This is a genomic window from Prescottella agglutinans (assembly GCF_004011865.1).
Lineage (GTDB): Bacteria > Actinomycetota > Actinomycetes > Mycobacteriales > Mycobacteriaceae > Prescottella > Prescottella agglutinans.
This window is the reverse complement of record NZ_RKLP01000001.1, coordinates 39,594-63,942: the sequence shown is the minus strand read 5'-3', so window position 1 is coordinate 63,942 and position 24,349 is coordinate 39,594. Positions and strand designations below refer to the sequence as shown.

General features: G+C 71.3%; 24 protein-coding genes and 1 other RNA gene. 12 read left to right on the top strand and 13 right to left on the bottom strand.

Annotated features, from left to right (window positions below; all coding sequences use genetic code 11):
* Positions 1 to 40: 40 nt before the first annotated feature.
* Positions 41 to 1,306, bottom strand: a complete 1,266-nt coding sequence (locus EGT67_RS00315; protein WP_127914065.1) for a sensor histidine kinase — start codon at positions 1,304 to 1,306, stop codon at positions 41 to 43.
* On the bottom strand, positions 1,303 to 1,974 hold the full coding sequence (locus EGT67_RS00310) for a response regulator transcription factor (protein WP_127914064.1): 672 nt from the start codon (positions 1,972 to 1,974) through the stop codon (positions 1,303 to 1,305). Before EGT67_RS00310 ends, EGT67_RS00315 begins: the two co-directional genes overlap by 4 nt.
* 106 nt (positions 1,975 to 2,080) lie before the next feature.
* Between EGT67_RS00310 and EGT67_RS00305 the strand changes: the two genes are divergently transcribed.
* Positions 2,081 to 3,079: a cobalamin biosynthesis protein gene (locus tag EGT67_RS00305; RefSeq protein ID WP_241565825.1), complete on the top strand. Its 999-nt coding sequence runs from the start codon at positions 2,081 to 2,083 to the stop codon at positions 3,077 to 3,079.
* A gap of 33 nt (positions 3,080 to 3,112) precedes the next feature.
* Here the strand turns inward: EGT67_RS00305 and EGT67_RS00300 are convergent, their stop codons facing one another.
* The 4 genes from EGT67_RS00300 to EGT67_RS00285 are packed head-to-tail and all read right to left on the bottom strand — an operon-like array spanning position 3,113 to position 5,621.
* Complete coding sequence (locus EGT67_RS00300; RefSeq protein ID WP_127914062.1) at positions 3,113 to 3,484, bottom strand: hypothetical protein; 372 nt, start codon at positions 3,482 to 3,484, stop codon at positions 3,113 to 3,115.
* A gap of 37 nt (positions 3,485 to 3,521) precedes the next feature.
* A complete protein-coding gene (locus EGT67_RS00295) occupies positions 3,522 to 4,484 on the bottom strand; it encodes an SURF1 family cytochrome oxidase biogenesis protein (RefSeq protein ID WP_127914061.1) in 963 nt (320 codons plus the stop codon).
* A 29-nt stretch (positions 4,485 to 4,513) separates the two neighbouring features.
* Complete coding sequence (locus tag EGT67_RS00290) at positions 4,514 to 4,969, bottom strand: low molecular weight protein-tyrosine-phosphatase (RefSeq protein WP_127914702.1); 456 nt, start codon at positions 4,967 to 4,969, stop codon at positions 4,514 to 4,516.
* Positions 4,970 to 4,976: 7 nt separating this feature from the next.
* Positions 4,977 to 5,621: an HAD-IA family hydrolase gene (locus tag EGT67_RS00285; protein WP_127914701.1), complete on the bottom strand. Its 645-nt coding sequence runs from the start codon at positions 5,619 to 5,621 to the stop codon at positions 4,977 to 4,979.
* A gap of 110 nt (positions 5,622 to 5,731) precedes the next feature.
* Between EGT67_RS00285 and cobC the strand changes: the two genes are divergently transcribed.
* The 4 genes from cobC to EGT67_RS00265 all read left to right on the top strand — a co-directional run bounded on the left by cobC (position 5,732) and on the right by EGT67_RS00265 (position 9,869).
* A complete protein-coding gene (cobC, locus tag EGT67_RS00280) occupies positions 5,732 to 6,778 on the top strand; it encodes an Rv2231c family histidinol phosphate aminotransferase CobC (RefSeq protein WP_127914060.1) in 1,047 nt (348 codons plus the stop codon).
* Positions 6,775 to 7,908 (top strand): Nif3-like dinuclear metal center hexameric protein, encoded by a 1,134-nt coding sequence (locus EGT67_RS00275; RefSeq protein WP_127914059.1) that lies wholly within the window; start codon positions 6,775 to 6,777, stop codon positions 7,906 to 7,908. The genes cobC and EGT67_RS00275 overlap by 4 nt, the downstream gene beginning before the upstream one ends.
* A 99-nt stretch (positions 7,909 to 8,007) precedes the next feature.
* On the top strand, positions 8,008 to 8,745 hold the full coding sequence (locus tag EGT67_RS00270; RefSeq protein ID WP_127914058.1) for a zinc ribbon domain-containing protein: 738 nt from the start codon (positions 8,008 to 8,010) through the stop codon (positions 8,743 to 8,745).
* Positions 8,742 to 9,869, top strand: coding sequence for a bifunctional RNase H/acid phosphatase (locus EGT67_RS00265; protein WP_127914057.1), 1,128 nt, complete (start codon positions 8,742 to 8,744; stop codon positions 9,867 to 9,869). The genes EGT67_RS00270 and EGT67_RS00265 overlap by 4 nt, the downstream gene beginning before the upstream one ends.
* On the opposite strand, the gene EGT67_RS00260 is transcribed toward EGT67_RS00265, so the two are convergent.
* Complete coding sequence (locus EGT67_RS00260; protein ID WP_127914056.1) at positions 9,847 to 10,296, bottom strand: DUF4383 domain-containing protein; 450 nt, start codon at positions 10,294 to 10,296, stop codon at positions 9,847 to 9,849. The two genes, EGT67_RS00265 and EGT67_RS00260, sit on opposite strands and share 23 nt — an antisense overlap.
* 325 nt (positions 10,297 to 10,621) lie before the next feature.
* Here EGT67_RS00260 and EGT67_RS00255 point away from each other — a divergent pair, with 325 nt between their 5' ends.
* Complete coding sequence (locus EGT67_RS00255) at positions 10,622 to 12,004, top strand: dicarboxylate/amino acid:cation symporter (RefSeq protein WP_127914700.1); 1,383 nt, start codon at positions 10,622 to 10,624, stop codon at positions 12,002 to 12,004.
* Between the two features lie 6 nt (positions 12,005 to 12,010).
* Here the strand turns inward: EGT67_RS00255 and EGT67_RS00250 are convergent, their stop codons facing one another.
* Positions 12,011 to 13,258 (bottom strand): SLC13 family permease, encoded by a 1,248-nt coding sequence (locus EGT67_RS00250; protein ID WP_127914055.1) that lies wholly within the window; start codon positions 13,256 to 13,258, stop codon positions 12,011 to 12,013.
* Entirely contained in the window at positions 13,255 to 13,782 is a 528-nt protein-coding gene (locus EGT67_RS00245) for a DUF1697 domain-containing protein (protein ID WP_127914054.1), read from the bottom strand. The genes EGT67_RS00250 and EGT67_RS00245 overlap by 4 nt, the downstream gene beginning before the upstream one ends.
* Positions 13,783 to 13,858: 76 nt before the next feature.
* Between EGT67_RS00245 and rnpB the strand changes: the two genes are divergently transcribed.
* The 3 genes from rnpB (at position 13,859) to EGT67_RS00230 (ending at position 16,293) form a co-directional block, all read left to right on the top strand.
* An RNA gene (gene rnpB / locus EGT67_RS00240) (RNase P RNA component class A) lies at positions 13,859 to 14,286 on the top strand.
* Between the two features lie 397 nt (positions 14,287 to 14,683).
* A complete protein-coding gene (locus EGT67_RS00235; RefSeq protein WP_127914053.1) occupies positions 14,684 to 14,869 on the top strand; it encodes a hypothetical protein in 186 nt (61 codons plus the stop codon).
* 23 nt (positions 14,870 to 14,892) lie between these two features.
* Positions 14,893 to 16,293 (top strand): RNB domain-containing ribonuclease, encoded by a 1,401-nt coding sequence (locus EGT67_RS00230; RefSeq protein WP_127914699.1) that lies wholly within the window; start codon positions 14,893 to 14,895, stop codon positions 16,291 to 16,293.
* A gap of 12 nt (positions 16,294 to 16,305) precedes the next feature.
* Here the strand turns inward: EGT67_RS00230 and EGT67_RS00225 are convergent, their stop codons facing one another.
* The 4 genes from EGT67_RS00225 to panB form a co-directional block, all read right to left on the bottom strand.
* Positions 16,306 to 17,199 (bottom strand): CHAD domain-containing protein, encoded by an 894-nt coding sequence (locus EGT67_RS00225; RefSeq protein ID WP_127914052.1) that lies wholly within the window; start codon positions 17,197 to 17,199, stop codon positions 16,306 to 16,308.
* Positions 17,200 to 17,243: 44 nt separating this feature from the next.
* A complete protein-coding gene (pip, locus tag EGT67_RS00220) occupies positions 17,244 to 18,200 on the bottom strand; it encodes a prolyl aminopeptidase (protein WP_127914051.1) in 957 nt (318 codons plus the stop codon).
* 3 nt (positions 18,201 to 18,203) lie between these two features.
* On the bottom strand, positions 18,204 to 18,653 hold the full coding sequence (locus EGT67_RS00215) for a hypothetical protein (protein ID WP_127914050.1): 450 nt from the start codon (positions 18,651 to 18,653) through the stop codon (positions 18,204 to 18,206).
* Between the two features lie 127 nt (positions 18,654 to 18,780).
* The gene (gene panB, locus EGT67_RS00210; protein WP_127914049.1) at positions 18,781 to 19,629 is read right to left on the bottom strand and encodes a 3-methyl-2-oxobutanoate hydroxymethyltransferase; all 849 of its coding nucleotides are present in this window, start codon (positions 19,627 to 19,629) and stop codon (positions 18,781 to 18,783) included.
* A 232-nt stretch (positions 19,630 to 19,861) separates the two neighbouring features.
* On the opposite strand from panB, the gene EGT67_RS00205 reads away from it, so the two are divergent.
* The 3 genes from EGT67_RS00205 (at position 19,862) to EGT67_RS00195 (ending at position 24,323) form a co-directional block, all read left to right on the top strand.
* Positions 19,862 to 21,433, top strand: a complete 1,572-nt coding sequence (locus EGT67_RS00205; RefSeq protein WP_127914048.1) for an alpha/beta hydrolase — start codon at positions 19,862 to 19,864, stop codon at positions 21,431 to 21,433.
* 260 nt (positions 21,434 to 21,693) lie between these two features.
* On the top strand, positions 21,694 to 22,935 hold the full coding sequence (locus EGT67_RS00200) for an RNA-guided endonuclease InsQ/TnpB family protein (RefSeq protein WP_127914047.1): 1,242 nt from the start codon (positions 21,694 to 21,696) through the stop codon (positions 22,933 to 22,935).
* A gap of 47 nt (positions 22,936 to 22,982) precedes the next feature.
* A complete protein-coding gene (locus tag EGT67_RS00195; protein WP_127914046.1) occupies positions 22,983 to 24,323 on the top strand; it encodes a glutamine synthetase family protein in 1,341 nt (446 codons plus the stop codon).
* The last annotated feature ends 26 nt before the right edge of the window (positions 24,324 to 24,349 follow it).

Below are 24,349 nucleotides of genomic sequence, written 5' to 3'. Positions count from 1 at the left end.
TGACTCGCCTCCGTCGGGATGTGTACGACCGGAGGCCACGCTAGGCGCCGATTCTTGGAGCCTTCTGGGAACTGCGCGGCAGCACGACCGTGAACGTCGTCCCCGCTCCCTCGGTCGACTCCGCGAACACGTCGCCGCCGTGCGCGACCGCGACCTCCCGGACGAGGGCGAGCCCGATGCCGTATCGGCGCCCCCCGACCGGCTGGTCGGGGCCGTGCGCGAATCGGACGAACAGATGCCGCCGCTGGGCGGGTGCGATGCCGATGCCGTTGTCGGTCACGGAGATTCGGGCGTGCTCGTCGTCGTGGCCGATGTGGACGGTCACGCGACCGCCCGGGCGCACGTGGGTGACGGCGTTGTCGACCAGTCCGTGCACGGCGCGCCGCAGTGCCGGCCGCGACCCGGTCACGACCACCGAGTCGGTGTCCCGTTCGACGTCGACGGCGACGCGGAGGGACGCGGCGTGCGCCGCGACGCTCTCGCGGATCTGCTCGCACAGCGGGACCAGATCGACTGGCTCGCGGGTGTCCGGTCCCGCCTCCAGCGCCGCCGACAGCAGGAGGTCCTCGACCAGCTCGCTCAGCGCGCGGGTATCGTCCACGATCCCGTCGAGCTGACGTGTGATCTCGGCGGGCTCGAGCCGGTCCGCCCGCCGGGCGAGCAGCTGCGCGCGTGTGTGCAGGACGGTGAGCGGGGCACGCAGTTCGTGCGAGGCGTCTGCGACGAATCGTCGCTGCAACGACAGCGCCAGCGTCAGCGGCCGGATCGACCTGCGGGACAACAGGACGATGACGAGGGCGGAGGCCGCGATGCCGGCGATCTCGGCGAGCGCCAAGGCCGACAGGAGCCGATCCCGCCCGGCCTCGAACGGCTCGAGGTCGACGAGTGCGGCGGCACGGCCGTGCGCGTTGTCGGCGACGAACGCGCGATAGCGGTGGCCGCCGTCGTCGGCGGTGGTGAACCCGGAGGGTTCGTCCAGCAGCGCCGCGGCCTGCGGCGGCGCGCCCGCGCTCACCTCCGTCACGCCGTCCGGGGTCCGGAGCGCGAGGGCCGTCCCGGGCGGGGGATCGTCGACGTCCTCGGTGGACGCGACGACCGACCGCAGTGTCTCGTCGATCTGTCGCGACTGGGCGCGGGTGTCCACGACGAACACGACCAGCCCGACCACGACCAGCACAACGGCGAGCGCGGCGGCGGCCTGGAACGCGGCGAGCCGTCCGGCGCGCCTCAGCAGATGCTCGTCCGTGATCACCGTCGCCGGCCGGGTCGACACGCTCGGGCGGCGACGGAACGTCCGCGTCGTCATCGCGACCCCAGCCGGTAACCCACCCCGCGGACCGTCCGGACGACGTCGCGGCCGAGTTTGCGGCGGAGGTAGTGGACGTACGTGTCGACCGTGCCCGGGGTGTCGGCGGCGCCGAAGGCGGCGTCGAGGAGTTGCCCGCGGGTGAACACTTGACCGGGGGATCGCGCGAGGGCCGCCAGCAGTGCGCACTCGCTGGCCGACAACTCGACGGCGCCATCGGATCCGATCACCGTCCGGCTCGCGAGGTCGAGTGTCCGGCCCGCGACGGGAAGCGACTCCGCGACGTCGAGCCGGCGGCGCCGCAGAGCCCGGAGCCGCGCCAGGAACTCGGGTATCTCGAACGGCTTGACCAGGTAGTCCTCGGCGCCGGCGTCCAGCCCCTCGACCCGGTCGTCGAGCGTGCCGCGTGCGGTGAGGACGAGAACCGGGGTGTCGACAGCGCGCCGCCGCAGCGCACGGAGCACCTCGATGCCGTTGCGCACCGGGAGGCCCCGGTCGAGGACGATGACGTCGTACCGGTGGGTGAGGCCCCGGTGCAGGCCGGTCTGGCCGTCCCGGGCCACGTCGACGCGATAGCCCTCCTCGGAGAGCAGGTCGTCGAGCAAGTCGGTGAGACGGTCGTCGTCCTCGACGAGCAGGACGGTCGGTGCTTCGGCACGCGTCGGCATGGCTTCGAGGGTGCCACTGCCCGACGCGGCGTGCGCGTGGCGCCGGGCCGTCCCCTGCCGCGCCTCCGTGCGCGCCCCGGTGCAGAGGATTGGTAGAAATAGCGTCGTGTCCCGCTCTGCCCGCCGATTCCCGGCCCGATGTTCTCGTTCCACCGCCCGGGCGGCGGGACTGCTGATCGGCTACGCCGCCGACCGGGTCGTCGGTGATCCGCGGAGGTGGCATCCCGTCGCCGGATTCGGTCTGGCCGCAATGGGCTTGGAGCGGCGGACGTACGCGGACAGTCGACTGTCCGGTGCCGCGCACACCGCGGTCCTCGTCGGCGCGACGGCGGCCGGGGGCGTCGCGGCGCACCGCCTCGGCGCGCGCCTCGGCTGGCTCGGCGAGACGGCGGTGACCGCGGCGGCCACCTGGACGGTCCTCGGCGGGACCTCGCTGGCCGGGACCGGACGCACGATGGCCCGGCACCTCGAGGCCGGTGACCTGGAGGCCGCGCGGGCGCTGCTGCCGTCGCTGTGCGGACGCGACCCGAGCGTCCTCGACGCCGACGGCCTGGCCCGTGCCAGCCTGGAATCCGTCGCGGAGAACACCTCCGACGCCACCGTCGGCGCGCTCTTCTGGGGCGCCGTGGCCGGCGTGCCCGGTCTGTTCGCGTACCGGGCCTCGAACACCCTCGACGCGATGATCGGCTATCGGTCGGCGAAGTACTCGCGGTTCGGCTGGGCGGCGGCCCGCTGGGACGACCTGGTCAACCTCGCCCCGGCCCGCCTCACCGGGGCGCTCACGATCGCCGCGGCGCCCGTCGTCGGCGGGTCGGCACGTGGCGCGCTGGACGCCTGGCGGCGGGACGCGTCGAAGCATCCGAGCCCCAACGCGGGGGTGGCGGAGGCGTCGGCCGCGGGCGCCCTGGGCGTGCAGTTGGGCGGCCGAACCGAGTACGCGCACGGTGTCGAGATGCGGCCGACCCTCGGTTCCGGGCCGGCGCCGGTGGTCGCGGATCTCGAGCGGGCGGCCCGGTTGTCGTCGGCGGTGCAGGCGGGGGCCGCCGTCACGGCGGCCGCCGCGGCCCTCGCGCTCGGCCGACGCCGGAGGATGCCGCGCACCTGACGCGGTCGCGATGAATCCCGGGCGCCCGAGCGGTCAGTCGGCGTGCAATCGGGAGAGTTCGACGTTGTAGGCGAGCAGACGCATCGCCTCCGGATCGTCGAGGTCGTCGAGGCGGATCCGCGTCGTCCTGGGAGGTGCCGGAATCTGATCGAGGACGCGGGCGTCGTCGTCGCGGCGGGCCTGCGCCAGCGCCTCGGCCGCCTCGGTGACCGCGGTGCGCCGCAGTATCCGGAACGCGACCACCGCGATGAACGATGCGTAGAGCACCCACAGCAGGACCAGCGGCCATGCCTGGAGGTCCTTGCCCTGCTGCGCGGCACGCACGGCGACGGTCACGCCGATACCGAGCGGGAGAACCACCAATGCGATCGCGGCGGCGACGGAGGCCGCCCTGGCACCCTTCATGCCGCGAGCATAGGGCGTCGCGTCGGACGGGCCGCGCTCAGCGTTGTCTGCCGTACCGATCGGCCAGCTTCGCCTGCGATTCGCTCAGCGGAGCGGCCGGAGCCTTGGACTTCTTGAACACTCCCTTGCGGGTCGGCAGCTGGAAGTCGTCGCTCGGCGTCGGCGTCTCGGGTTCCGCGGGTGCGGTGGCCGTCGGCTCCGGATCCGGTTCGGGCGCCTCCTCGGGGGGCGCTGCGGCCGCCGCCGCGGCCGTGGTGGCGTCGCGCGCCTTCCGGCGCTCACGAAGCTCGGCGCGGACGAAGTAGGCCAGACCCAGCGGCGCCATGATGCCGAACGCGAGCCACTGCAGGCCGTACGACAGGTACGGCCCGGCGTCGAGCTGGGGCAGCGGAATGGTGCCGAGCCCGCCCGGCTGGTCGGCGTCGAGCTGCAGGTACCCGTTGACCAGGTCGGTCCCGATGAACTGCCCGATCTGACCCGAGTCGATGAAGTACACCTGCTTGGCGCCGGCCTCGGTGATCGGATCCTTGCCCTCGACCGTGCCCTCGGACATGCGAACGCGGCCCTCGAGCGTCACCTCACCGGCGGGCGCGGCCGGGATGGGCGGCGCCTCGGTGCCCTGGACCGGGCGCACATAGCCGCGGTTGACGAGCAGTGTCTGCCCGCCGTTCAGGGCGAGCGGCGTGAGCACCTCGTAGGCGGGCGCCTCCTCGACCGAACGCAGGCGCACGAGCAGGTCGCTGTCGGGCAGGTAGGTGCCCGTCGCGAGGACCTTGCGCCACTCGTCCTGCGGCATGGGACCGGTCCCGCCGAGAACGGAGTCGATCGGGACCGCGTCGGCGTTGATGGACTGCTCGAGCAGCCCGTTGCGCTCCGAAGTCCTCGTGTTCTTGCCCAGCTGCCACGGCGCCAGCACCGTGAAGCACATGAAGGCGAAACCGGCCACGACGGCTGCCAACGCCAGCCAGCCGGGTCGCAACAGAAACGTCAGCCTTCGCACGCCTACCACGGTACTGGCTCGCCGGCGGCTCAGTTCTCGCGCACCCAGGCCAGCAGGCCCGGCACGGCGGCCTCGATCTGGTCGCGCACCAACTCGAAATCGGTGATGTCGCCGTAGTACGGGTCGGGCACCGAATCGCCGTCCGCGTCCGGGTCGAAGCTGCGCAGCAGTCGGCGCCGGTCGTCGGGGACGCCGAGTCGGGCGAGGATCCGGTCGTGCCCGCGGTCCAGCGGAACCACCAGGTCGGCGGCCAGGTGGTCGTCGTCGACCTGCGCGGCGCGGTGCCCGGTCGGGTAGCCGGCGGCCTCGAGCACCTTGTCGGTGCGCGGATCGGCGCCGTCGCCGACGTGGTACCCGTGGGTGCCGGCGCTGGTCACCCGGACCCGGTCGTCGAGACCGGCGCGGCGTACGTGCTCGGCGAACATCCGCTCCGCCATCGGCGAGCGGCAGATGTTGCCGGTGCACACGAACGTGACGTGAATCATGCCCATCTCAGGCCGCCCGCGTGAGGATCCGGGCGAGGTCCGGGACCGTCGGCGCCGACCAGCGCGCGCCCTGCGCCTCCGCGGTGGAGCCGTAACCCCACTCGACGAACACCGTCGGGATGCCCCAGTGCCGGGCGCCGTGGACGTCGTGCTCGCGGTCGCCGATCATCACGACGTCGGCGGTGCCGCCCGCCGTCGCCGGCAGTCCCAGCCCGCCGAGGACGTGCTCGATCACGTCCGCCTTGGCGCGGCGTGAGCCGTCGGAACTGGCGCCGCCGATGACCTCGAAGTAACCGGCGAGACCGAAGTGCTCGAGGATGCGGACCGCGAACTTCTCGGTCTTCGACGTCGCGACCGCGAGCCGGGCGCCGGTGTCCCGGGCCAGCGTCAGCATCTCCGCGACGCCGTCGTACACCTCGTTCTCGGCCCAGCCGACGGCGTCGTACCGCTCGAAGTACGCGGCCAGCGCGCCCGCGGTGGCCGTCTCGTCCAGGCCCATGGCCCGCATCGAGTCCATGAGCGGCGGGCCGATCACGGTCGCGAGCATCTCCGCGGTCGGCTCGGGTCGACCGACCGCCGCGAGGGCGTGCCGGAACCCGTTGTGGATGCCGAGGGCCGAGTCGGTGAGGGTGCCGTCCAGGTCGAACAGCATCACGGGAGCGAGGGGATCGGATGGGGAAGACGTCACCGTTCCATTGTGCGGTCCTCGTCCGCGGACGCCCGGTCCGGGATTCGCCGGTGCGCGCCGTAGGCTCGACGGCTATGGAAATCGGTTCGGGACCGGCGCTCGACGCGCTCGCGCTGCTCCGGCACCACGGCGACGCCGAGGCGGGGCCCGGACTGCTCGACTTCGCGGTCAACGTGCAGGGCGACGGCCCGCCGGAGTGGTTGCGGCGCAGGCTCGCCGACGCGCTGGCCGGGCTCGGCCGGTACCCGGCCGCGGAGGCGGACCGGCGGGCACGTGAGCAGGTCGCGGCCCGGCACGGTCGCACCCCCGACGAGGTGCTGCCGCTCGCGGGCGGTGCCGAGGGGTTCGCGATGCTGCCGCGACTCGGGGTGGGCGAGGCCGCGCTGATCCACCCGTCGTTCACCGAGCCCGAACTGGCTCTGCGCGAGGCCGGTGTCCCGGTGACGCACGTCGTCCTCGACGACTCGCATCGGCTGGATCCGTCGGCGGTGCCCGAGTCCGCCGACCTCGTCGTGCTCGGCAACCCGACCAATCCGACGTCGGTGCTGCATCCCGCCGCCGACGTGCTCGCGCTGCGCCGCCCCGGCCGGATCCTGGTGGTCGACGAGGCGTTCATGGACGCGGTGCCGGGGGAACCCGAGTCGGTGGCCGGTCGCCCGCTGCCCGACGTCCTGGTGCTGCGCAGCCTGACGAAGACGTGGGCGCTCGCGGGGCTGCGCTGCGGGTACGCCCTCGGCGCCCCCGACGTCCTGGCGCGGCTGACGGTCGGCCGCCCGCACTGGCCGGTCGGCAGCCTGCAACTCGAGGCGATCGCCGCGTGCAGCGAACCCGCCGCCGTCGCGGAGGCGGGGGAGAAGGCGCGGCGGATCGCCGCCGACCGCGCGGTCGCCGTCGCACTGCTGCGCGACGCCGGCATCGAGGTGCACACACCGGCGGCGGCACCGTTCCTGCTGCTCCGCCTGCCCGACGGCGTACGTATGCGCGCGCATCTGCGGGCGCGGGGGATCGCGGTGCGCCGCTGCGACACCTTCCCGGGCCTGGGCCCGGACTTCCTGCGGATCGCGGTGCGGCCGCGAACGATGACCGAACGATTGATCACGACGATGAGGGAGATCCTGTGACCGCGCCACGACTTGCCGATGTGATCGCCGCGCTCGAGGCCGCGTACCCGCCGGCGCTCGCCGAGTCGTGGGACTCCGTGGGGCTCGTGGCCGGCGACCCCGCGGACGAGGTGCGCAAGGTCGTCGTCGCGGTCGACGCGACCGCCGCGGTCGTGGACGAGGCGCTCGCCTCGGGGGCCCAACTGTTGCTGGTGCATCACCCGCTGCTGCTGCGCGGCGTCGACACCGTCGGCGCGCACACCCCCAAGGGGGCGCTGCTGCACCGGCTGATCCGCGGCGGCTGCGCCCTCTACAGCGCGCACACCAACGCCGACCGGGCCGATCCGGGGGTGTCCGACGCGCTCGCCGCGGCGCTGGGGCTGGTCGACACCCGGCCGCTGATCCCGATCCCCGACACCGTCACCGACAAGTGGGTGGTGATGGTGCCGACCGCCGACGCCGCCCGGGTGCGCGCGGCGCTGTTCGACGCCGGTGCCGGCGAGCTCGGTGACTACCGGGAGTGCAGCTGGACCGTGACCGGCGAGGGCCAGTTCCGTCCGCTCGCCGGGGCGAACCCCACGCTCGGGTCGGTCGGCGACCTCGAGGCGGTCGTCGAGGACCGGGTCGAGGTGATCGCTCCGAGGCCGGCTCGGACGCGGATCCTGTCCGCACTGCGCGCCGCGCACCCGTACGAGGAGCCGGCGTTCGACGTCTTCGAGACGGCCGATTTCCCGGGCCGCCGCGGCCTCGGCCGCATCGGCGCGCTGCCGCAGCCGCAGACGCTGCGCGAGTTCACCGCGCGGGTGGCGTCGGCGCTGCCCCGCACCGAGTGGGGGGTGCGGGCGGCCGGCGACCCCGAGCGGGTCGTCCGCACGGTCGCGGTGTGCGGCGGGTCGGGCGACTCGCTGCTCGACACCGTCTCCAAGCTCGGCGCCGACGCCTACGTGACGGCCGACCTGCGACACCACCCGGCCGACGAGCACCTGCGCAAGGGCGGTCCGGCACTGGTCGACGTCGCGCACTGGGCCAGCGAGCAGCCGTGGTGCGCGCAGGCCAAGGAGGTGCTCGACGAACGGTTCGCCGGCGTCGACGGTTGGGACGTGCGGGTGACGGAGCTGCGGACCGACCCGTGGACCGTGGCCTGTCACTGATGTGGTCGGTGCCGGGTGTTTTCGGGGGTACGGTTGACGTCTGATCTCGGGCCGTCCGAGCACCCCTGAAGAACAAGAACACAGCAGGAGCTTCCACGCGTGAACGTCGATCCCTCAGTGCAGTCCAAGCTTCTCCAGCTCGCCGGTGTGGACACCGAGCTGGCACGGCTCGCGCACCGTCGCTCGACGCTGCCCGAGCAGCAGGAGGTGGAGCGCCTCGAAGCCGAGCGGGTCTCCCGTAAGGACGCGTCGGTGGCCGTGGAGATCGTGCTCGACGACCTGGACCGCGACATCAAGAAGCTCGAGGGCGAGGTGGACGCCGTCCGCCAGCGCGAGGCGCGCGACAAGAAGCTGCTCGAGGGCGGAACCCTGGCCCCGAAGCAGCTGTCGGAACTCCAGCACGAGCTCGGCAGCCTGGAGCGCCGGCAGAGCGTCCTCGAGGACGAGCTGCTCGAGGTGATGGAGCGTCGGGAGGCCTCGCAGGCCGACCACGACCACGCCGGTGCACGACTGACCCAGGCCGAGGACGAGCTGATCGACGCCGAGCGTCGCCGCGACGACGCGGTCGCCGACCTGGAGAAGACGCAGGAGCGGTGCGACACCGACCGCGCGGCCCTGGTCGGGCTGTTCCCGGACGAGCTGCTGGCCATCTACGAGAAGCAGCGCGAGCAGCGGGGCGTCGGGGCGGCGTTGCTGCAGGCCCGCCGCTGCGGCGCGTGCCGCATCGAGATCGACCGTGGCGAGATCGCCCGCATCGCGGCCACGCCCGCCGACGTCGTCGTGCGGTGCCCCGAGTGCAGCGCAATCATGGTGCGCACCAAGGAATCCGGTCTGTGACCCAGAGCCGGGTCGTCGTCGAGGCCGACGGTGGATCCCGGGGCAACCCGGGCCCGGCCGGCTACGGCGCGGTGGTGTTCGATGCGGACCGCGGTCGTGTCCTCGCCGAGCGCCGTGAGTCCGTCGGCATCGCCACCAACAACGTCGCCGAGTACCGCGGTCTGATCGCGGGCCTGACCGCGGCCCGCGACCTCGGCGCGCACGAGGTGGACGTGCGGATGGACTCCAAGCTCGTCGTGGAGCAGATGTCGGGCCGGTGGAAGATCAAGCATCCCGACATGATTCCGCTGGCGCAGCGGGCGCGGGAGCTGGCCGGATCGTTCGCGCGGGTGACCTACACGTGGATTCCGCGCAGCGAGAACTCGCACGCCGACCGCCTCGCGAACGAGGCGATGGACGGCGAGGACGCGATCACGGAGGGCGTCGCCGCCGACGAGGGGACCACAGAAGCCGCACCGGCCGCATCGGCGGCGCCGGCCGCCGCCGCGGCGCCGGGCTGGACGGGTGCCGTCGGCGCCCCGACCCGGATGCTGTTGTTGCGGCACGGGCAGACGGAGCTGTCGATCGAACGGCGGTATTCCGGTCGCGGGAACCCGCCGCTGACCGAGTACGGCCGCGCCCAGGCGCGCGCGGCGGCCGAGCGGATCGCGTCCAAGGGTGCGATCGCGGCAGTGGTGTCGTCGCCGCTCGGCCGCGCCCGGGAGACCGCAGAGGCGGCGGCCGGCGCGCTCGGGATGCCGGTCACGGTCCACGAGGGGCTCACCGAGACGGACTTCGGCAAGTGGGAGGGCCTGACGTTCGCCGAGGCCCAGCAGCGCGACCCGGACCTGCACAGCCGCTGGCTGTCGGACACGGCGGTGCGTCCACCCGAGGGCGAGAGTTTCGACGAGGTGCGGGCGCGGATCGAGGCCGTCCGTGACGACCTGACCGCCGCCTACGCCGGGGCGAACATCCTCGTGGTCACCCACGTGACGCCGATCAAGACGCTGCTGCAGATCGCGCTCGGCGTGGGCCCGTCGCTGCTGTACCGCCTACACCTGGATCTCGCGTCGCTCAGCATCGCCGAGTTCTACCCGGACGGCGGCTCGTCGGTGCGGCTGGTCAACGATACGTCGCATCTGTAGGGCCGTCGTCGTGTCGGGGTAGCGCGACACCGAGGAAGACGAGCGTCACCCCGGTGACGAGGTGGAGCCAGCTGGCGGTGCGGTCGATCGGCATGAAGTTCGACGCCGTATCGGCGTCGATGACCAGCCCGTACACGCCCAGCAGGATCGCCACCAGGCCCGTGCCGATGAGGAACATCTCGGCGGAGGCCAGCGTCCGGGACAGCACGAGGCCGAGGATTCCCGTCGTGATGTGCGCGGCGTTGTGGAGCACGGACACGTCCGTCCACCCGAGCAGTTGGGCGTCGGAGCCGGGACCGGCCCAGGTGATGTCGCCCAAGCCGAAGGTGACCCCCGGGACGAATCCGAGGACTCCGATCACCAGGATGGTCACCGAGACGGCAATGGTGGCGAGCTGGGTGGTGGTGCGGGCCAGGCCCTCGTCCATCGCAATCGCTCCTCGCACGGCGGCTGGTACGTGTTTCAGACCTCACGTTCACCGCTCATTGTCCGCCACCTCCCACCACGTGGGTGCCCGATTGGATTCCACACGAGCGCGGGGCGTAGCCTCATGCGCTGTGAACGCCCTGCTGACCTGTCGCCGCTACGTCGACAACTGTCTGCAGGCGAGCGCGGTCTGTCACTGCTGACATCCGGTCGACCACTCGAGTCCCGGATCGGCTCGTTCTTCCGAGCCCGCCGTGCGTCCCTCTTCGGTCGCGCACGCTGTCGTCGTGCGCCGCCGTCTCCACATCTCCACCCGAAAGGCCCTCATGTCGGCCCCCACCCTCGACGCGCCCCGGCGCGCCCTGCCCAAGTGGGCAACCTCCTTCGGCCCGCAGATCGTCGCGGGCCTGATCCTCGGCGTCGTGCTGGGTCTGATCGCCCGCACGATGCCCGATGCCGCCGACGGCAACGAGAACTGGCTCGTCGGCACGGTCAAGACGATCGGTTCGAGCTACGTGGCGCTGCTCACCGTGGCGGTCATCCCGCTGATCTTCACCGCGATCGTCAGTTCCATCGCGAACCTGCGCAACGTCGCGAACGCCGCCCGCCTCGCGGTGCAGACGCTGCTGTGGTTCGCGATCACCGCGTTCATCGCGGTGCTGATCGGCATCGCGGTCGGCCTGATCACGCAGCCCGGGTCGAACACCACGGTCGACGCCGAGACCGCGTCCGCGCCGAAGTCGTCGGGCTCGTGGTGGGCCTTCCTCACCGGCCTGGTGCCGCAGAACTTCCTCGGCCTCGGCGCCAAGACCACCGTCACGGGCGACGCCGCGTCCGGGTTCTCGGCGACGACGTCGCTGAGCTTCAACGTCCTGCAGCTGCTGGTCGTCGCGATCGCGATCGGCATCGCCGCCCTCAAGGTCGGCGAGAAGGCCGAACCGTTCCTGAACTTCAACGCCGCGCTGCTCGCGATCGTGCAGAAGGTCCTGTGGTGGATCATCCGCCTCGCCCCGATCGGCACCGCCGCGTTGATCGCCAAGGCCGTCGCCACCTACGGCTGGGACGCGATCGGTCAGCTCGGCGTGTTCACGATCGCGGTGTACGTCGGTCTGGCGATCGTGTTCTTCGTCGTGTACCCGCTCATCATCCGCGTGCACGGGCTGTCGGTGAAGAACTTCTACTCCGGCGTGTGGCCGGCCACGCAGCTGGGCTTCGTCTCCAGGTCCTCGATCGGCACGCTGCCGCTCACCGAGCGGGTCACCGAACGCAACCTCGGCGTGCCGCGCGAGTACGCGTCGTTCGCGGTGCCGCTCGGCGCCACCACCAAGATGGACGGCTGCGCGGCCGTGTACCCGGCGATCGCCGCGATCTTCGTCGCGCAGTTCTACGGCGTGGATCTGAGCCTCACCGACTACCTGCTCATCGTCGTGGTCTCGGTGATCGGTTCCGCCGCCACCGCCGGCACCACCGGTGCCACCGTGATGCTGACGCTGACCCTGTCGACGCTGGGCCTGCCGCTGGCCGGTGTCGGTCTGCTGCTCGCCGTCGAGCCGATCGTCGACATGGGCCGCACCGCGCTCAACGTCACGGGCCAGGCGCTGGTCCCGACGATCGTCGCCAAGCGGGAGGGCATTCTCGACGAGGAGCTGTACAACGCGCCGCGTCAGGGCGATCCGTTCGCGGACGAATCGCTCGAACCGACCCGCTGATCCCGGTCACAGGACCAGCCACACCGTCGTCGTCGCCGCGACGACGGTGAGGGGCGTGGTCGCCAGCCCGAGCTTGGTGAACGTGCCGAGCTCGGGCCGGCACCCGCCGTCCGCCGTGACGCGTCGCCACAGCATGGTCGCGAGCGAACCGACATAGGTGAGGTTGGGGCCGAGGTTCACGCCGATCAGCAGCGCCAGCACCAGCCCGGTCGGTGCCGACGGCCCGAGGACGGGGAGCAGCAGCAGCGTCGCCGGCAGGTTGTTGAGCAGATTCGCCTCGACTGCCGCGACGACGGCCACCGTGAGCATGCCCGCGAGGTCCGCGTCGTCGGGCAGCAGCCCGCCGAGCCAGTCCCCGATCGGGCCGGCCGCGACCCCGGCGACCACGACGCCGAGCGCGAGCACGAACGCGCAGAACCACAGGTCCGCCGCGAACAGCATCCGCCGCGGCGTCGTGCGGCCGTCCCGCAGTGCGGGCACGGCGAGGACCAGCGCGCCCGCCGCGGCCACCCAGCCGGGAGCGATCCCGACGAGACCGCCGATTGTGAACCCGACCAGTGTCGCGGCCAGCACTGCCAGCGCCGCGACCGGCGCCGGGCGCGACTCGGACGGGGGAGCCGGGGCGTCCACGGGGTCGGGCGCGGTCAGGTCGCGGCGGAAGAAGACCCGGAACACCGCCCATTCGAGGGCGATCGTCACCGCCCACGGCAGCGCCATCACCGCCGTGAAGTGAACGAACGTCAGACCGGTCGCGGCGAACGCGATGAGGTTCGTCAGGTTCGACACCGGCAGCAACGTCGACGCCGAATTCGACAGGTGCGCGGTGGCGTACGCGTGCGGCCGGACCGGCAGGCCGAGTGTGCGGGCGGCCCGGATCACGACGGGCGTCAGCAACACCACCGTAGCATCGAGGCTGAGGACGGCCGTCGTGACCGACGCGACAGCGAACACCGCCGCGAGCAGGTGCACGGGACCGCGCGTGCCGTCGCGCGTGAGGATCCCGGCCACCCAGGCGAAGACGCCCGCCGCGTCCGCCAGGTGCGCGAGGACGAGGATCGCCGCAAGGAACCCGACCGTCGGGGCCAGCGTGGTGATCTCCGACCACGCCTGCGCCGGAGTCACGACGTCGATCGCGACCGCGAGCACCGCCGCCGGTCCCGCCACCACGATCTCGGGGAGACCCCGAGGGCGGACGATCGCGAAGACCAGCACCGCGGCCACGAGCAGCGCTGCGGCGATCGCGAGCACGCTCACTTCAGGAGCTTGACCAGGGTGCGCAGGTTCCGGGTGGTGGTGACCGCCTTGAGTTTCGCCTTGCCGGTGTTCTTGCCGAAACTGCTGGTCAGTGTCATCCCGCGCTCGACCTCCCAGTACAGGACGCCGTCTCCGCCCTGGATCCGCTCGATCGCGGGATCGAGGTCGCCCTGCACCGTGAGCAGCCCCTCGAGGACGGTCGGTTCTGCGGTGAACATCACGTAGGGGTGCCAGCCGTCGCGTTCGGGATCGAACGGATACGCCTCGACGATCCCGGACAGGGTCGCGGTGTCGAGGACGAACACCCACGCCTCGTAGCCGAAGACCTTCCGCAGCGCGGCCTCGATGCTTGCTTTCAGACCCGCAACGTCCGCCGAGTCCGAGGAGAACAGCACGTTGCCCGACGCGAGGACCGTCTTCACGTCGTCGAATTCGAGGTCGACGAAGACCTGGCGCAGATCGGCCATCTTGATGTTGATGCCGCCGACGTTGATTCCTCGGAGAAGTGCCACGTAACGCGTCATGGCGCGACGATAGTGCGGGGCACCGACACCGCGGGTTCGGACACGGCGACCGCACCCAGTAGTCTTGTCGTGCGGACGAGTTGGCCGGGCGGCCGCGGCGACGGGAACCGGCATCCACGAGATGTCAGGCCCGGTGCCGAGGAAAGTCCGGACTCCACAGAGCAGGGCGGTTGCTAACGGCAACCCGAGGTGACTCGCGGGACAGTGCCACAGAAAACAGACCGCCGGCGCGTGAGCGTCGGTGAGGGTGAAACGGTGCGGTAAGAGCGCACCAGCACCCCAGGTGACTGGGGTGGCTAGGTAAACCCCGCCCGGAGCAAGGTTGAAGGCCGCACCGGTGTCCTCCGGGACGCGGTGTGCGGCTGCGCAGGTGTTCGAGGGCTGCTCGCCCGAGCCTGCGGGTGAACCGCTCGAGGTACCCGGCGACGGTGTGCCCAGATGGATGGTCGCCACCCGACGCGTGAGCGTCGGGGACAGGATCCGGCTTACACGCCGACTCGTCCGCCCAGTCCTCATACGACGAAGGCCCCCGGAATCATCCGGGGGCCTTCGTCGTACAGGCTCTACTGGAAGAAGCCGCCGATCGGATTCACGATGAGCATCTTGGCCCAGTACTCGGCGCCGGCCTGGCCGAGGTAGGGGAGCAGGGTGTCGAAGATGATGTAGGACATGCAGAACTCCGATCTCTGACGCATCGCGTCGGTACAAAGGTAGGTGGGGTGAACCGGCGGTTCGGTGACGCGGAGGCGTCGACGCGAGTGCGCCGTACGCGCAGAGATTAGCAGGCCGAGCGGTTTTGTCACAGGTCTACGTCGACAACTTCTCGACGACTTCACACAACGATCACATCGCGTCGGCGGATGCGATGGTGACCGCACCGGTCGCGGGGCACACTGAGAGCATGAGCGACGACGACAAGCAGTGGTATTTCAGCCTCTCGGACGGCTCCGTGAGCCAGGGCAAGTCGCCCAACGTCTTCGACCGCATGGGCCCGTATCCCGACCGGGAGAGCGCCGAGCGAGCGCTGCAGACGGCGGCGGAACGCAACAAGGCCGCGGACGCCGCGGACGCCGAGTGGAACGACTGAACGGCAGACCGCGGGCCGTCGGAATGGCCCGGGTCACCGCGCACGGCGTCGACTTCGACGCGGTGCGAGCCGAATTCGCCCTCCGCGACGAATTCTCGCCCGAGGTGCTCGCCGAGGTGGCCGGCGCCGCGGACACGTGGGTCGGCGAGCGCGAGGACCGGACCGACCTCGCGCTGGTGACGATCGACCCGCCGGGTTCGATGGACCTCGACCAGGCGCTGCACCTCGAGCGCACCGCGTCCGGGTTCGTGCTGCACTACGCCATCGCCGACGTGGCCGCCGTCGTGCGTCCGGGCGGCGCACTCGACAGCGCGACGCGGGACCGGGGGCAGACCTTCTACCTGCCGGACGGTTCGGTGCCGCTGCACCCGCGGGCCCTGTCGGAGGATGCGGCCAGCCTGCTGCCCGACGTGGTGCGTCCGGCGGCGCTGTGGCGGATCGAACTCGACGGGCGCGCCCGGCCGACGTCGGTGGCCGTCACGCGGGCCCTCGTCCGTTCCGTCGCCCGCTTCGATTACGAGACGGTCCAGGCGCATTCGGAGACGGGGACGCTGCACCCGTCGATTCGGTCGCTGCCCGAGTTCGGCAGGCTCCGCGCGGTGGCGGCGATCGAGCGGGGCGCGATCGAACTGCGCCTGCCCGAACAGCGGGTCGTGTGGCACGGCGACGGGTGGAAGGTCGAGATCCAGCCGCGGACCGAGGCCGACGACTGGAACGCCGAGGTGTCCCTGCTGACGGGCATGTGCGCGGCCCGGTTGATGCTCGAGGCGGGCGTCGGCCTGCTGCGGACCATGCCGCCACCGCCGGGCGGCGCGGTGGAGTCGCTGCGCCGCACCGCCGGCGCCCTCGGCGTGCCCTGGACCGACGGTCGCGGGGTCGGCGAGATGCTCGCCGGGCTCGATCCGAACACCGCGGCGTCGCTCGTGATGATGACGGAGGCGACGACGCTGCTGCGCGGCGCCGACTACGTCGCCTTCGACGGCGAGTTGCCCGCGGTGCCGGGGCATTCGGGGATCGGCGACTCCTACGCACACGTCACGGCGCCGCTGCGGCGGTTGTCCGACCGGTTCACGACCGAGGTGTGCCTCGCGGTGTCCGCGGGTGTCGCGATCCCGGAGTGGGTGCGTGCGGCGTTGCCGAGCCTGCCCGCGGTGATGCGGGCGTCGGATGCGCGCGCGAACAAGGTGGACCGCGCGTGCGTCGACCTCACCGAGGCCACCCTGCTCGCCGGACGCGTCGGGGAGGTGTTCGACGCGACGGTCCTGCGGGCGGCGGGCGACAAGCGCGGCGCCGAGGTCTTCGTGCCGACGATCTCGGTGATCGCCAAGTGCGCCGGGGATCCGGCGGAGGGCGACGAGGTGAAGGTCCGGCTCGTCGCCGCCGACGTCGTCGGCCGCTCGGTGCAGTTCGCGTTCCCGGCGTAGGCCGTTCCGGCGTCAGGTGGTGAAGTCGAGCTCCCGGTGGGCCCGTCGGATCGCCTTGACGTGCCGCGGCAGGTCGGCGATCGCCCGGGCGCCGCGCTGCTCCTCGGTGGCGTACAGCAGCCCGTACGTGAACGTGTCCTCGTCGTCGTCGCGTGCCTGCGCGACGGTGTCGATGATCCAGTCGCGGGCGAGGACGCCGTCCTGATGGTCGCCGAGCATCGTCTGCAGGGCCTTCGCGGCGGCCCCGATGTCGGCGGCGGACGGCTCGACCTCCGCGACGGCCTCGGCGGCGTACCGGAGCTTCTTGGCGCGCTTGCGCACCCGGTGCAGGGCGGGCCCGACGGCCGCCCCGTCGTCCCGGTCGAGCGCGCGGGCCTTCTTCGCGGCCTTGCGCAGCTGTCGATACGCCTTGTCCAGCCCGCCGCGCAGCGTCATCTCCGCGGGGACGGCGTGGTCGCCCGAGGTGACCTCGTCGAGCAGGGCGCACAACGCCGCGTACCGCGCTTCCGCGAGCACCTCGACCGCGTGGGCCTGCGCCGCCCGGTACAGGTCCTCCTGCGTCCCGACCAGGCGCTGGTGCACCGACCCGACCACGAGATCGGCGGGTTGGTCGTCGATCAGGTCCGAGAACCGGGCCGCGAGGACCTCGGCGTCGCGGGCCCTGCCGAGAACCGATCCGAGCCAGCGCAGTTCGTCCCGGGCCGTGTCGGTGGCCGCAGGCGGGAACGCGTGCCGGAACGAGCCCAGCAGGCTGCGGAGGCGCCGCGCGGACACCCGCATCTGGTGCACCGAGTCCGGGACGTCGGCGCGCACGTCGGCGGCGAGCGACGACAGTCGCTCGTAGTGCTGCCGCGCCGCCGGGACGATCACGTCGGCGACAGCGGTGCCGTGCTTTCGTGCTGCCACGGTTCAGGTCTACCAGTGCGGACCGTGCCCGTCGACCGAAACCGTCACGCGCGGAAGCGGTCCGTGGCCGCCACCAGGTGGTGTGTGATGCCCGGTTCGGCCGCCGCGTGCCCCGCGTCGTCGACGATGTGGAGCTCCGAGGCGGGCCACGTGCGGTGCAGCTCCCACGAGCTCGTCGCCGGGCACACCACGTCGTAGCGGCCCTGCACGATGACGCCGGGGATCGACGCCAGGGTCGCCGCGTCGCGCAGCAGCTGTCCCTCGTCGATGAAACCTGCGTTGCGGAAGTAGTGGTTCTCGATGCGCGCGAACGCCAACGCGAAACGCGGCTCGGACGTCTCCTCGACCCGCCCCGGTTTGGGCAGCAGCGCGCTCGTGGCGCCCTCCCAGCTGGACCATGCGATCGCCGCGTCCAGCGCGACGTCGGGGTCGTCGGCGTGCAACAGCCGGTGGTACGCCTCGACCAGGTCTCCGGAACGTTCCTCGGGCGGAACGGGAGCGAGGAACCGCTCCCAGCGTTCGGGGAACAGGTGCCCGGCGCCGCCGTTGTAGTACCAGTCGATCTCGCTGCGGCGCAGCAGGAAGATGCCGCGCAGCACCAGTTCCGTGACCCGCTGCGGGAACCGCTGCGCGTACGTCAGCGCCAGCGTCGACCCCCACGAGCCGCCGAACACCTGCCAGCGGTCGATGCCGAGATGCTCACGCAGCGTTTCGATGTCGGCGACGAGGTGATCGGTGGTGTTCACCGACAGGTCGGCGCCGTCCGCGACGTGCGGCGTGGAGCGTCCGCACCCGCGCTGGTCGAACAGCACGATCCGGTAGGCGGCGGGGTCGAAGAACTGCCGGTGCGCCGGATCGGTCCCGCCCCCGGGGCCGCCGTGCAGGAACACCACCGGCTTGCCGGCGGGATTGCCGCTCACTTCCCAGTACACGCGCTGGCCGTCACCGACGGCGAGGAACCCCGTCTGGTGCGGCGCGATCGGGGGATACAGCGTCCGCACGGGTCAGAACCCGACGAGCCCGGACGCCAGGTTCGGGATCTCGAGCGCGTAGAGCGCGCCGTCGCGCACCTGCGGGCACTGCGCGACGGTGATGGCGTCGATCTGTCCGCGGTCGCCGGCGAGCTTCAGTAGGTCCATGCCGTTCGCGGTCGCCCACGAGATGACGACCGTGTTCAGGCCGCCCTTGCCGAGCGTGGGCGTGTAGGTCCGCCAGTTCTGCAGCTGCGCCTCGATATCCGAGCAGAGTTGCGCGGCCTGCGCGTCGGTGACACCCGCGACCTGGGCGCCGGTCGAGCCGGGCGAGGGCGCGGACGCCGACGACGTCGCGTCGGCGGAGTTCGCGGTGTTGCCGGGCGTCGGGGACTCGCCGGTGCTGCTGCATCCGGCGGCGAGCGCGGCCAGTGCCGCGGTCACGGCGACGGTCGCCGCGAGGCGTCCTCGGCGTTCGGTCATGATGCACCTCGGTTTTCTCTCGGGGACCGGCTGCGGCGGTCGGGGATATCGAGTGTGCCAAAGATTCGGGGGCGTCGGCCGATGCCTCGGCCGACGCCCCCGATCCCGGACTCGGACGGTCGGGGCGTCAGAAGCTGTGCTCGGGGCCCGGGAAGGTACCGGCGGCGACCTCGGTGGCGTACGCGGCGGCGGCGTCCCGCAGGGCGCCCCCGACGTCGCCGAAGCGCTTGACGAACTTGGCCGTCCTGCCGCTGGTGAAACCGGCCATGTCCTGCCACACCAGCACCTGGGCGTCGCACTCGTGGCCGGCGCCGATCCCGACGGTCGGGATGGTGAGCTTGCGGGTCACCTGGCCGGCGAGTTCGGCGGGAACCATCTCCATCACGACGGAGAAGGCGCCGGCCTCCTGTACCGCGATGGCGTCGGCGATGAGCTGCTCGGCCCCGTCGCCGCGACCCTGGACGCGGAAGCCGCCGAGGCTGTTGACCGACTGCGGGGTGAAGCCGATGTGGGCCTGCACGGGAATGCCGGCCGCGGTCAGCGCCGCGATCTGCGGGGCCACCCGCTCGCCGCCCTCGAGCTTGACGGCGTGCGCCTGCCCCTCCTTCATGAAGCGGAAGGCGGTCTCGAGCGCCTGCTGCGGCGACGCCTCGTAGGTGCCGAACGGCAGGTCGGCGATCACGAGGGCGTGCGGTGCGCCGCGGACGACACCGCGCACGAGGGGCAGCATCTCGTCGATCGTGACCGGCACGGTGGTGTCGTAGCCGTACACCACGTTGGCTGCCGAGTCGCCGACGAGCAGAACGGGGATGCCGGCCTCTTCGAAGAGGCGGGCACTGGAGTAGTCGTACGCGGTCAGTTCCGCCCAGCGGGTGCCCTCGGCCTTCATCGCCTGGAGGTGATGGATCCGGGTCTTGCGCCGGGGCGTGTCGGAGGGTGTGGAACTGGTCGAACCGTACGGAGCGGTCTCGGACATCGTTGTCCCTTTCTGGCCTCGAGGCCCGCGTGTGCGGGTCCCCGGGTTGGGTGATGACGGCTCAAGTCTGCCACCGTGGCGCGGGGCCACGAAGTGCTGTTTCGGTGCCGTTCGTCACACCTGCGCCCCGCGTTTCGCGCACTTGCCGCGCCGGGGAGCCGGGTCCGGTCGCGGCAAGTGCGCAAATCGCGCGGGAGCTGGCGTTTCGGGGCGGCGTGGCACGATCGAAGGCATGCAGTCCAGACCCCGAATGCTCCTGGCCGCCGCGATCGGGACGGTCGCCGTGCTCGCGGTCGGCTGCAGTTCCGACGTGTCCGGAAGCGGCGAGAGCGTCGTGGGAACGCCGGTCGCCGCGGACGCAGGGCCCGGGGCCGGCGTCGTTCCGCCCGGTCTCGAATCCTTCTACACCCAGAGCCTCGAGTGGGGGTCGTGCGACAGCTACGCGACCGGCGGGGAGACGCTGAGCCCGTCGCTCGAGTGCGCGACGGTCACCGTCCCGCTGGACTACGCCGACCCGGGCGGGGACACCGCGCAGATCGCGATCTCCCGCTCGCGGGCGACGGGCGCGCGTCTCGGCTCGCTGCTGGTCAACCCCGGCGGCCCCGGGGCGTCCGGGCTGAGCAGCGCCTCGGTGACCGACGGCACCGAGGTGGCCGAACGGTTCGACGTCATCGGCTTCGATCCGCGCGGGGTGGGTGCGTCGACGCCGCAGGTGCGTTGCCAGACGCCGCAGGAGGCCGACGCCGAGCGCCGCGATCCCGACATCGACATGAGCCCGCAGGGGATCGCCGAGTCCGAACAGGAGAACCGCACCTACGCGCAGCGCTGCGCCGAACGGTCCGGGCTGCCCCTGCTGGCGCACGTCGGCACGCGCGAGGTGGTGCGCGACATGGACGTCATCCGCTCGGTGCTCGGCGACGCGAAGCTCAACTACCTCGGTTTCTCGTACGGGACCCGGATCGGCACCGCGTACGCCGAGACCTTCCCGGCGAACGTGCGCGCGATGGTCCTCGACGGCGCGCTCGATCCCGAGCAGGACCCGGTCGAGGAGGTGGTGCTGCAGGGGGCCGGATTCCAGCAGGCCTTCGACGCCTTCGCCGCCCAGTGCGCGACGTCCGCGGACTGCCCGCTCGGCACCGATCCGGCCGCGGCGAACGCCCGGTTCCGCGCGCTCGTCGACCCGCTCGTGGCCCGTCCCGCGGCGACGACGGACCCGCGCGGGCTGAGCTACGACGACGCGATCACCGGTGTGCAGCAGGCGCTGTACTCGCCGAGCCTGTGGAGTTCGCTGCGCGGCGGGCTGGTGCAGCTGACCCAGGGCCGCGGTGACACGCTGCTGCTGCTGTCGGACATGTACGAGGGCCGCCTGGACGACGGCAGCTACGCGAACATCAACGACGCGTTCAACGCGATCCGGTGTGTCGACGACCCGCCGTTGACCGATCGTGCGGTCGCGGGGGAGGCGGACACGCGGTACCGGCAGGCGGCGCCGTTCCTCGACGACGGGCACGGCACCGGCAACGCCCCGCTCGACATGTGCGCGTTCTGGCCGGTGCCGAACACCGGCGCACCGCACAGCGTCGACGTGCAGGGGCTCCCGAAGCTGGTGGTGGTGTCGACGACCGAGGACCCGGCCACCCCGTACCAGGCGGGCGTCGACCTGGCCAAGCAGCTCGACGCTTCGCTCATCACGTACCGGGGTGCTCAGCACACCGCGGCGTTCGACGGCGACGCGTGCGTGGACGACCCCGTGACCGCCTACTTCGTGGATCTGACCGCGCCGGATCCGGACCTCACCTGTTGAGCTGGGGCGGACGAGACTGGTTTCACCTGATCAGCTTCGACTGACTGGTCAGCGGAAGTCTGGTCCTTCAGGGCCAGGCGGAGGCTGATCCGGTTTGTTTAGAAGACCGGCGGCTACCCCGTGGGTGGTTGCCGTGGTCGATTTCGTCGTTGAACTCGGCGAGCGTAGCTCCGAACTTGTCGTAGGCCTCTGCCATGATCTGCTCGCGGGTCCGGTGAGGGACCACGCCGACCCGGGGCACGAATCGGAAGGCGGTGGGGATGAAGCGGATCGTTGTGGTCAAGCTCGTTCCCACGGGCGAGCAGGCCGCAGCGCTGAAGGCGACGTTGGTGGCGTGCAACGAGGCCGCTGACCGTGTATCCGACGTCGCGCAAACGTCGTCTGATCGTCGTGCGTTCGCGCTGCAGAAGTCGGTGTACGCGCAGTTAAAGGACGCTGGGCTGTCAGCGCAGCCCGCGATCCGTGTGATCAAGAAGGTTGCGGACGCGTATGCTGCGCGGGCATCGAATCTGAAGGCCGGGAACTATGGCCGGGTCGGGTCGAAGCGGTACGTGGCAGTGACGGAGTCCCCGATCCGTTTCCGGGTGTTGGCGGCGCAACCGTTCGACGACCGGTGCCTGTCCTGGCAGGTCGACTCGTCGATGGTGTCCATCTGGACGATCGCGGGACGGTTGAAAGGTGTGCGGTTCGTGTGCGCGCCGTGGCAGCGGACGTTGTTGGCGGACCGCAAGGGCGAGTCCGATCTGGTGTTCCGCGACGGCGAGTTCTACCTGTACGCCACGATCGACCAGCCGTCTGCGGAACCGGTCGTTCCAGCCGAGGATCCGGCCGCAGGATGGCTGGGCGTCGACCTCGGAGTGGTGAACCTGGCAGTGACCACCGATGACGACCCTGACAGCCTCGACGACCGGTGGTCGGGTGGTGCCGTGACGCGGCGACGAAAGAGATACCGCGCTGTACGGACCGCCTTGCAGAAGGTGGGAACGAAGTCCGCGAAGCGGAAACTGAAGACCCGGCGTCGAAAGGAGCGCCGGTTCGCCACCGACATCAACCATCAATTGTCGAAACAGATTGTCGCTCAGGCACAACGCACCGGGCGTGGTATCGCGATAGAGGATCTGTCGGGTATCCGCGAACGGGTACGGCTGGCCAAGAAACAACGAGCACAGGTGCATTCGTGGGCATACGCCCAGCTACGCACGCACATCGAGTACAAGGCGGAGATGGCGGGGGTGCCCGTGCAGGTTGTCGACCCGCGCAACACCTCGCGCACCTGCTCGCAGTGCGGGCACTGTGACGCGGCGAACCGTCGTACGCAATCGGTGTTCCGGTGCCGAGGATGCGGGTGGGCCGCGCACGCAGACCACAATGCCGCCCGCAACATCGCTCTCCTCGGACACAAGGACTATTGGGCCGCCCAATCAACCGAGCCTCGAGCAGCCACCGCTCTAGCACCCAGTTGGAGAAGTGAGCCGCAAACCTGGTCCTTCAGGACCAGGTAGTTGATGATGTAACACAGATTTAACGCTACGTGCTTAGTCTCACGGACATGGATCGCCAAAAGGAGTTCGTGCTTCGCACCCTCGAAGAGCGCGATATTCGGTTCGTCCGACTGTGGTTCACCGACGTGCTCGGATACCTCAAGTCGGTGGCGATCGCGCCCGCAGAACTGGAAGGTGCCTTCGAGGAGGGCATCGGCTTCGACGGCTCCGCGATCGAGGGCTTCTCGCGGGTCTCGGAGGCCGACACCGTCGCCAAGCCCGACGCGTCGACGTTCCAGATCCTGCCGTGGGCGCACAAGGACGGCGCGCAGCATTCCGCGCGCATGTTCTGTGACATCGCCATGCCCGACGGCACCCCGTCGTGGGCGGATCCGCGCCACGTGCTGCGCCGCCAGTTGAGCAAGGCCAGCGACCTCGGCTTCTCCTGCTACGTGCACCCGGAGATCGAGTTCTTCCTGCTCGAGAACGGGCCGATCGACGGCCGCCCGCCGATCCCCGCGGACAGCGGCGGCTACTTCGACCAGGCGGTCCACGACCGGGCCCCGAACTTCCGTCGCCACGCGATCGACGCCCTCGAATCCATGGGCATCTCGGTGGAGTTCAGCCACCACGAGGCCGCGCCCGGCCAGCAGGAGATCGACCTGCGCTACGCCGACGCGCTGTCGATGGCCGACAACGTGATGACGTTCCGGTACGTCGTCAAGGAGGTCGCGATCGACGAGGGCGTGCGGGCCTCGTTCATGCCGAAGCCGTTCGGCGACCAGGCCGGCTCGGCGATGCACACCCACATGAGCCTCTTCGAGGGCGACACCAACGCCTTCCACAACCCCGACGATCCGATGCAGCTGTCGGAGACGGGCAAGGCGTTCATCGCCGGAATCCTCGAGCACGCCAACGAGATCAGCGCCGTCACCAACCAGTGGGTGAACTCCTACAAGCGCCTGGTCCACGGCGGCGAGGCCCCGACGGCGGCCACCTGGGGACCGTCCAACCGGTCCGCGCTGATCCGGGTTCCCATGTACACGCCGAACAAGGCGTCGTCGCGTCGCGTCGAGATCCGCAGCCCCGACTCCGCCTGCAACCCTTACCTGACGTTCGCGGTCCTGCTCGCCGCCGGCCTGCGCGGCATCGAGAAGGGCTACGAGCTGCCGCCGGAGGCCGAGGACGACGTCTGGGCCCTCACCGACGCCGAGCGTCGGGCGATGGGTTACAAGCCGCTGCCCGGCAGCCTCGCGGACGCGCTGCGCGAGATGGAGAAGTCCGAGCTGGTCGCCGAGGCGCTCGGCGAGCACGTCTTCGACTTCTTCCTCCGCAACAAGCGGCGCGAGTGGGAGGAGTACCGCAGCCAGGTCACTCCGTTCGAGCTGAAGGCCTACCTGGGCCTGTAGGGCCGACCCGAGCAATTCGATCCCGA